The sequence below is a fragment of the Actinotalea sp. genome (assembly GCF_035443605.1).
Classification (GTDB): Bacteria; Actinomycetota; Actinomycetes; order Actinomycetales; family Cellulomonadaceae; genus Actinotalea.
In genome coordinates, this window is the sequence record NZ_DAORSQ010000126.1 from 1 (window position 1) to 6,058 (window position 6,058).

Below are 6,058 nucleotides of genomic sequence, written 5' to 3' on the forward strand. Positions count from 1 at the left end.
TCGATGGCCAACCTGCTGCAGTCCGGCGTCGCCTCGGCCGAGCGGGTCTTCGAGCTGCTGGACGCGAGGGAGCAGTCGCCAGAGCCCGCCGAGCCCGCGCGGGTGCCCGATGTCCTGGGCCGGGTCGCCTTCGAGGACGTCTCGTTCCGCTACGTCGAGGACTCCCCGCTCATCGAGCACCTGGACCTCGTGGCCGAGCCGGGCCAGACGGTCGCGATCGTGGGTCCGACCGGGGCGGGCAAGACCACCCTGGTCAACCTCATCATGCGGTTCTACGAGGTCGACGGCGGCCGGATCACGCTCGACGGCGTCGACACGGCGCTGATGGACCGCGAGGACCTGCGCTCGCGGATCGGGATGGTGCTCCAGGACACCTGGCTGTTCGGCGGGACCATCGCCGACAACATCGCCTACGGCAAGGTCGACGCCACCCAGGAGGAGGTCGTCGCGGCCGCCAGGACGACGTTCGTCGACCGGTTCGTGCGGCACCTGCCGGACGGCTACGACACCGTCATCGACGAGGAGGGGTCCAACGTCAGCGCGGGTGAGAAGCAGCTGCTGACCATCGCGCGGGCGTTCCTCGCCGACCCGGCGATCCTCATCCTCGACGAGGCGACGAGCTCGGTGGACACCCGGACCGAGGTGCTCGTGCAGCACGCGATGGCGGCGCTGCGGCACGGGCGGACGAGCTTCGTCATCGCACACCGGCTGTCGACGATCCGCGACGCCGACGTCATCCTCGTCATGGAGCACGGCTCGATCGTCGAGCAGGGCACCCACGACGCGCTGCTCGAGGCCGGCGGCGCCTACGCGGCCCTGTACGCCAGCCAGTTCGCCGAGGCCGCAGCCCCGGTCGACTGACCCCCGCGGGACGGGGTTCTGGAGCCGATCGGCGACGCGCGGGCGCAGATCGGTTCCAGAACCCGGGGGTGGTGGGCCGGAGCCGAGTCGGGGGTGGGGTCTGGCAGGATCGGGCGGTGCCCGTCGTCCGCGTGACCGATCCCGCCGACCCGGCGCTCGCCGACTACACGCGGCTGACCGACGTGGCCCTGCGGGCCAAGCACGAGCCTGCCAAGGGGCTCTACATCGCGGAGAGCTCGACGGTCATCCGGCGCGCGCTGGCCGCCGGTCACCGGCCGCGGTCCCTGCTCATGGCGGAACGCTGGCTGGCCGACCTCGCCGACGTGCTGGACGCGGTGGGGGCAGGGCCAGACGGGGACGTCCCGGTCTACCTCGGCGAGCCGGACGTGCTCGAGGCGGTGACCGGCTTCCACCTGCATCGCGGGGCGCTCGCGGCGATGCACCGTCCCCCGTTGGCCGACGTCGGCGCTCTGCTCGCCGCCGCGCGGGGCGGGGCCGGCGCCCGCCGCGTTGCCGTGCTCGAGGACATCGTCGACCACACCAACGTCGGGGCCATCTTCCGGTCCGCCGCGGCGCTGGGCGTCGACGCCGTGCTCGTCTCGCCGCGCTGCGCCGACCCGTTGTACAGGCGCAGCGTCCGGGTCTCGATGGGCACGGTCTTCCAGGTGCCGTGGACCCGGCTCGCCACGTGGCCCGGCGGGCTCGCGGAGCTGCAGGGGCTGGGGTTCACCGTGGCGGCCCTGGCGCTGAGCGACGACGCGGTGACGCTCGACGACCTCGTCGCACCGCCCGTGGGACCGCCGACGCGGCTGGCGCTCGTGCTGGGCACCGAGGGCGACGGGTTGTCCCGCGGCGCCGTCCAGGCCGCCGACGTCGTGGTGCGCATCCCCATGGCCGGCGGCGTGGACTCGCTCAACGTGGCGGCAGCCTCGGCCGTGGCGTTCTGGGCGACGCGCGCCTGAGGCCCGCGGCCCGGCGCCGCGCCCGACCGCGCGCCGGGTCCCCGGCGGTCGGCACGCGGGTGGCTCAGTGCTGGAAGGTGGCCGTCAGCGTCCCGCGGGCCAGCGTGTGGAACAGGGCGGTGAACGCGACCGCCGTGGGTGTCGCGTCCGCCGGCAGGTCGAGGCTCGCGACGTCCAGCGCGTGCACGGCGAACACGTAGCGGTGCACCCGGTCGCCGCGCGGGGGAGCCGCGCCGAGGTAGCCCGGACCGCCGCCGTCGTGCCGCGACTGGTGCGTCCCGGCCGGCAGCCCGGAGCCGTCGGACGCGCCGGCGCCGGTGGGCAGCGAGGCGGTGCCGGCCGGCAGGTCCCAGACCGTCCAGTGCCAGAAGCCCGCCGGCGTGGGGGCGTCGGGGTCGAAGCACGAGACGACGAGGCTACGGGTGCCGGGCGGCACGGCGGACCAGGCCAGGTGCGGGGACGTGCTGCCGCCCTCGGCGGTGAACCGGTGGTCCATCGGGCCGCCGTCCGTCACGTCGTCGCTGCTCAGGGTGAGGCCGGGGACCGCGGGGAGCCGCGTGTAGGGGTCCGGCGGGATCGGTCGGGCCAGGTCCATGGCTGCTCCTCGAGCGTCGGGCGGTCGCTCCGACGCTAGCCCGCCTCCACGGCGCGTCGGGCCGTCTCGGCGCTCGTCCTTGACGTGAAGAGACTTTCACGTTGTAAAGTATTGCAGTCGATCGATGCGGAGGAGATCCCGTGCCCGCGCTCTACCAGGCCAAGGCCGAGCTCTTCCGCACCCTCGGCCACCCGGCGCGGATCCGCATCCTCGAGCTGCTCTCCGAGCGCGACCGGCCGGTCTACGAGCTCCTCGCCGCGATCGACATCGAGCAGTCGAACCTGTCCCAGCAGCTCGCGGTGCTGCGGCGCGCGGGCCTCGTGACCCAGCATCGCGAGGGGGCCGACGTGGTCTACGCCGCGAGCCTGCCCGCCGTCGCCGACCTGCTGCTCATCGCCCGACGCCTGCTCGGCGACCTGCTCGCCCGGCAGGGGGAGCTCAAGGCGGAGCTCGAGCCCGGTCCGTCCGCAGCCACCCGCACCGAGGCACCGGCGGCCGAGGTCGCACCGTGAGCCTGGCCGATCTCGCGCGGCTCATCCGCCGCACGGGCCGCATCGCCGAGCCGGCGCCACCGCTGCCCGGGCCGCCCGAGGACGCCGACTCGTCCGCCCTGCCTCGCGGCGGCGTCCCCGCGCTGCGCGGCAGCGTCCAGGTGCGGCACGTCGACGCGGGCTCGTGCAACGGGTGCGAGATCGAGATCGCCGCAGCGTTCGGCCCGGTGTACGACGCCGAGCGGTACGGCGCGCGCCTGGTCGCCTCGCCGCGCCACGCCGACGTCGTGCTCGTCACGGGTGTGGTCACGCACAACATGGCGGGACCCCTGCGGATGACCGTCGCGGCGACGCCCGAGCCGCGCCTCGTCGTCGCTCTGGGTGACTGCGCGCGCAGCTGCGGCGCCCTGCGGGGCGGGTACGGCGTGCTCGGTGCCGTGCACGACGTCGTGCCGGTGGACCTCGAGGTGCCCGGGTGCCCGCCCGAGCCCGAGGCGATCGTCGAGGCCCTGCGGCGGGTGACCGGCCGGTGACCCCCGTCGAGGGGGGTCTGGCCGCCCAGCTGCTGCTCGCCGTCGTTGCCGTGGTCCTGGCGGTGACGGCCCGGCCCGCCGCGCGCAACGTGCTCGCCGGGACGGCGTGCGCCGGGCTGGCCGCGGCCGGGGCTGTCACGGGGGCGCTGGCGCTCGCGGGCCACGAGGGTGCGCTGCGCCTCGCGACGGCGCTGCCCGTGGCACCGCTCGTGCTCGCACCGGACCGCCTCGGTGGGCTGTTCCTGCTCGTGGCGGGCGCCGTCGGCGTGCTCGCGTCGGTCTACGCGATCGGCTACGTCCACGGCCCGTCCGCCTCGCGCAGCCAGTGGGCGGCGCTCGCGGTGTTCCTCCTGGGGATGCAGCTCGTCCCGGCGGCCGCGGACGTCGTGAGCTTCCTGCTCGCCTGGGAGCTCATGGCCGGGGCCTCGACGGTCCTCGTGCTCGCCGAGCAGGCCCGCAACCCGGCAGCCCGCGAGGCCGCGCTCTGGTATGCGGTCATGACGCACCTCAGCCTGGTCGCGATCCTCGCCGGGTTCGCCGTGCTCGTCGGGCAGACCGGGGGCGTCGGCTTCGGGGTGCTGGCCAACGCCGACCCGTCGTCGGTCGCCGGCAGCGTGGCGTTCGTCCTGCTCGTCGTGGGCTTCGCCGCGAAGTCGGGCCTCGTGCCGCTGCACGTGTGGCTGCCCCGTGCCCACCCCGAGGCGCCCAGCCACGCCTCGGCGCTGATGAGCGCCGTCATGGTCAAGATGGGCGTCTACGGCATGCTGCTCGTGGCGCTGCGGCTGCTCCCTGGCGGCCCCACGTGGTGGTCCGTGCTGCTCATCGCGCTCGGCGCGGGGTCGGCGCTCTACGGGATCCTCCAGGCCGCCGTCGCGTCGGACGTCAAGCGCCTCCTCGCGTACTCGACGAGCGAGAACGTCGGACTCATCGTGCTGGCCCTCGGGGTCGCCCTGCTGCTGCGGGGCTACGACGTGCCGGGGCCGGCGTCGACCGCGCTCATCGCGTGCCTGCTGCTCGTGGTCAGCCACGCCGCGTTCAAGTCCACGCTGTTCCTCGGCGCGGGGGCGATCCTGCACGCCACCGGGGAGCGTGACCTCGACCGGCTCGGCGGGCTGGTGCACCGCATGCCGTGGACGGGCGCCGCCTTCGGCGTGGCCGCGCTCGGCGCCGCGGCCCTTCCGGTCACCGGCGGGTTCGCCGCCGAGTGGGCGCTGTTCCAGGGCCTCATCGCGGGCGTCCGCCCCGGGGACCGCGTGGTCGCCGTGGCCGTCCCCGTCGCCTTGGCCGTCATCGCGCTGACGGCAGGGCTCGCGCTCCTCACGTTCGTCAAGGCCTACGGGATCGCCTTCCTCGCCCGGCCCCGTTCCGAGGCCGCGGGCGAGGCGCACGAGGTCCCGGCGACGATGCGGGTGGCGATGGGCCTCGGCGCGCTGATCGTCGTCGCGCTCGGGGTGGTGCCAGGACCGCTGGCGGCCGTCCTGGCCCGCTCGGCCGGGATCGCCGGTGCCCGTCCCGTCGGGCTCGGTGGCCTGGAGCTCACCGGGGTGGGCGCGGTCCTCGACCCGGTGGCGCTGACCGTCCTGGGGCTGCTCGTCGCCGCGCCGGCGCTCGTCCTGGCAGCCGTGCTCGCGCGGCGTCACCCCCGGGTGGCCGACGTCCCCGGCTGGGGCTGCGGCGGGATCCGGACCAGCCCACGGATGCAGTACACCGCGACCTCCTACGCCGAGCCGCTCATGCGGGTCTTCGACGACGCGCTCCAGCCGGCCCGCGACGTCGAGGTCACCCACGTCGGGGAGTCGCGCTACATGGCCGAGAGCGTGCAGTACCGCCAGCGGGTCGACGACGTCGTCGAGGTGCGCGCCTACGCGCCGCTGGTGGCCGTGGCCGACCGGCTCGCCGACCGGGCCAGGGGGATCCAGAACGGCTTGATCCACCGCTACCTCGGCTTCGCGTTCGCGGCCCTGCTGCTCGTCCTCGTGGTGGTGGCCCTGTGACCTCGGCCATGACCCAGGCGGTGACGCTCCTCGTCGTCCTCGTGCAGGTGGCCCTCATGGTCGCGCTCGCGCCGGTGGTCGCCGGGGTGACGCGCCAGGTGCGCGCCCGGATCGAGGGCAGGGCCGGCGCCGGGGTGCTCCAGCCGTGGCGGGACCTGCGCAAGCTCCTCGCCAAGCGCCCCGTGCACGCGGCCGGCACCAGCTGGGTGACGCGGGCGGCACCGCTGCTGCTGCTGGCCTCGAGCCTGCTCGTCGCCGCGCTCGTCCCGCTCGTCGCGGCCCACCCGCTGACCCTCGTCCCGGACGACCTCTTCGTCGTCATCTCCGTGCTGCTGCTCGGCACCGTCGCGCTCGCCCTGCTCGGCCTGGACGCCGGGTCGGCGTTCGGCGGGATGGGCTCCAGCCGGCACATGATGATCGCGGCGCTCGTGGAGCCCACGGTGCTCATGGCCGTCTACGCGCTGTCGATCCCGGTGGGCAGCTCGACCCTGTCGCTCATCGTCGTCGACCGCAAGGACGACCCGGCCAGCATCGCCTCGCCCGCTGGCGTGCTGGCGGTGGTCGCGCTCGTCGTCGTCGTGCTCGCCGAGACCGGACGCCTGCCCGTCGACAACCCCGCCAC

General features: G+C 75.1%; 7 protein-coding genes. 6 read left to right on the plus strand and 1 reads right to left on the minus strand.

The window, feature by feature from the left end; translation table 11 throughout:
• A partial coding sequence (locus PKY62_RS11590) for an ABC transporter ATP-binding protein (protein ID WP_324537122.1) occupies positions 1-861 on the plus strand: 861 nt, incomplete at its 5' end.
• 116 nt (positions 862-977) lie between these two features.
• The gene (locus PKY62_RS11595) at positions 978-1,823 is read left to right on the plus strand and encodes a TrmH family RNA methyltransferase (protein ID WP_324537123.1); all 846 of its coding nucleotides are present in this window, start codon (positions 978-980) and stop codon (positions 1,821-1,823) included.
• A gap of 64 nt (positions 1,824-1,887) precedes the next feature.
• On the opposite strand, the gene PKY62_RS11600 is transcribed toward PKY62_RS11595, so the two are convergent.
• Positions 1,888-2,418, minus strand: a complete 531-nt coding sequence (locus PKY62_RS11600) for a YbhB/YbcL family Raf kinase inhibitor-like protein (protein ID WP_324537124.1) — start codon at positions 2,416-2,418, stop codon at positions 1,888-1,890.
• Positions 2,419-2,558: 140 nt separating this feature from the next.
• On the opposite strand from PKY62_RS11600, the gene PKY62_RS11605 reads away from it, so the two are divergent.
• From PKY62_RS11605 to PKY62_RS11620, 4 genes are all read left to right on the plus strand, one after another.
• The gene (locus tag PKY62_RS11605) at positions 2,559-2,930 is read left to right on the plus strand and encodes an ArsR/SmtB family transcription factor (protein ID WP_324537126.1); all 372 of its coding nucleotides are present in this window, start codon (positions 2,559-2,561) and stop codon (positions 2,928-2,930) included.
• Entirely contained in the window at positions 2,927-3,442 is a 516-nt protein-coding gene (locus tag PKY62_RS11610; RefSeq protein WP_324537128.1) for an NADH-quinone oxidoreductase subunit B family protein, read from the plus strand. The genes PKY62_RS11605 and PKY62_RS11610 overlap by 4 nt, the downstream gene beginning before the upstream one ends.
• Positions 3,439-5,436: a proton-conducting transporter transmembrane domain-containing protein gene (locus tag PKY62_RS11615; RefSeq protein ID WP_324537130.1), complete on the plus strand. Its 1,998-nt coding sequence runs from the start codon at positions 3,439-3,441 to the stop codon at positions 5,434-5,436. The genes PKY62_RS11610 and PKY62_RS11615 overlap by 4 nt, the downstream gene beginning before the upstream one ends.
• The coding region (locus PKY62_RS11620) for a respiratory chain complex I subunit 1 family protein (protein WP_324537132.1) at positions 5,433-6,058 on the plus strand (626 nt) is incomplete at its 3' end. The genes PKY62_RS11615 and PKY62_RS11620, both read left to right, overlap by 4 nt.